The following is a 1,655-nucleotide window of genomic DNA, read 5'->3' as shown; positions in this document are numbered from 1 at the left end:
GGTGCATAATTCTTGGTTTTACCTTGTTGAATTAATGTCGCCAACGTTAATTAAGACACCAACTATATCGAATCGTTTCTCATTAGTTGGTGAAAGAAGTTTGATGCGCGTGAATGCTTGAGTTTCTGAGATTGCAATTCCTCTTTCTTCACTGTTTGAGCAATAACCAGGGAGTTAATTATGTTGATACACAAATGGCGTGACTCAGATATTAACCAAATGCCAGAAGTTGGGCAGCTAGGCAAATACAGCATACCCAAAGGCTACGTAAATGCAACTCAGATGTGCCATGCAAATAATAAGTCTTGGGGGCATTACAAAGAAAGGAAGTCCACAAAAGCTTACTGGACAGCACTTTCAAACGACATCGGAATCCCGATATCGTCTCTTGTCATCGAAGTTGATGGCTATGGCAGTTCTCAAGGTACTTGGATTCATCCAGAAATAGCGATTGATTTAGCGCAGTGGGTTTCTGTCGAGTTCCGCATCTGGGCCAACAGAACCTTAATGAAAGTGATGATGGCTCAAGAGCCTGTACAGCAGCAGTCAATGACACAAATACAGTTACTCGCTGCGATCGCACAACAACTGGCAGAGCAAGAACAGCATTTACTCCAACAACAGCAGCAACAGACTGAAATTTTGCACCGATTAAAAGCGGTTGAAGTTGAACAAGACAGAGTAAATACACCATGCGGCCATAAATATAGTGTTGTTGGTTTCGCTAATCTTCAAGGTTTAGAAATATCTGTAAAAGAAGCAGGTACTAAAGGTAGAAAGGCAAGTGCATTGTGCCGAAAACAAGGAATAGAAATAGAACGTATTCATGATCCCCGGTTTGGAAAAGTCGGTTTGTATCCAGAAAGTGTGTTGATTGAGGTTTTCTCTACTGGTCAAAACTAACAATAATTGTCTTCAGAATACTTTCAATAGTAGGACAAAAGTACCATGCAACAACTCAATTTATTTGCTGAATCAGTCCCAGTTTTACCAGTCAGCTATTACCCCGATTTCTTAAGCCAAGAACTTGCAAACGAACTCTACCAACACTGCTTGAAACTGGAGTGGCAGCAGAATCAAATCAGAATGTTGGGTAAAACAATGCCCATCCCCCGCCTTGAGTGCATTTATGGTGATGCCGGATGCGATTACCTTTATTCCAACAGCGTATTTTTGAAACCCCTGACTTGGACAGATAATCTGGCTAACTTGCGCGATCGCATAACTGCATTAACTGGTTACAAATTCCGCATTGTCATCGGCAATCAATACCGCACGGGGACTGATTCTATCGGGTGGCATTCCGACAATGAAGCATCAATGGGATCTAACCCTGCAATCGCATCGGTAAGCCTGGGTTCATGTCGCAAATTTCAAATCAAACCGAGAAATGGCAAAGCAACAGATTTCTGGCTGGAACACGGCAGTCTACTTGTGATGCACCCAGGCTCTCAGTCTACACATCTGCATCAGGTTCCCAAGACCAACAAAGTTGTTAGTACCCGTATTAATTTGACTTTTCGACCGCACACCGGAGGCGGGAAATGAGAAGGGTAAGGGGGTAAGGGCAAAGGGGAAAGGAATTGTTCTCACTCCTTTAACCCAATCCCAATAACCTTTTCTCTTTCTCAAGTCTAAAAGAATCTCAAAGCGGC

General features: G+C 42.8%; 3 protein-coding genes. All 3 read left to right on the top strand.

Going from position 1 to position 1,655, the window contains the following annotated elements; translation table 11 throughout:
• Position 1 precedes the first annotated feature (1 nt).
• The 3 genes from V7L31_RS13235 to V7L31_RS13225 are packed head-to-tail and all read left to right on the top strand — an operon-like array spanning position 2 to position 1,548.
• Positions 2-121, top strand: coding sequence for a DUF1392 family protein (locus V7L31_RS13235; RefSeq protein WP_334696647.1), 120 nt, complete (start codon positions 2-4; stop codon positions 119-121).
• Positions 122-180: 59 nt separating this feature from the next.
• A complete protein-coding gene (locus V7L31_RS13230) occupies positions 181-903 on the top strand; it encodes a KilA-N domain-containing protein (RefSeq protein WP_334696646.1) in 723 nt (240 codons plus the stop codon).
• A gap of 45 nt (positions 904-948) precedes the next feature.
• Positions 949-1,548, top strand: a complete 600-nt coding sequence (locus tag V7L31_RS13225) for an alpha-ketoglutarate-dependent dioxygenase AlkB family protein (protein WP_334696645.1) — start codon at positions 949-951, stop codon at positions 1,546-1,548.
• Positions 1,549-1,655: the final 107 nt, after the last annotated feature.

It is taken from the genome of Nostoc sp., from assembly GCF_036916655.1.
In the GTDB taxonomy this organism is placed as follows: Bacteria; Cyanobacteriota; Cyanobacteriia; order Cyanobacteriales; family Nostocaceae; genus Nostoc.
This window is presented reverse-complemented; position numbering and strand designations above follow the sequence as displayed.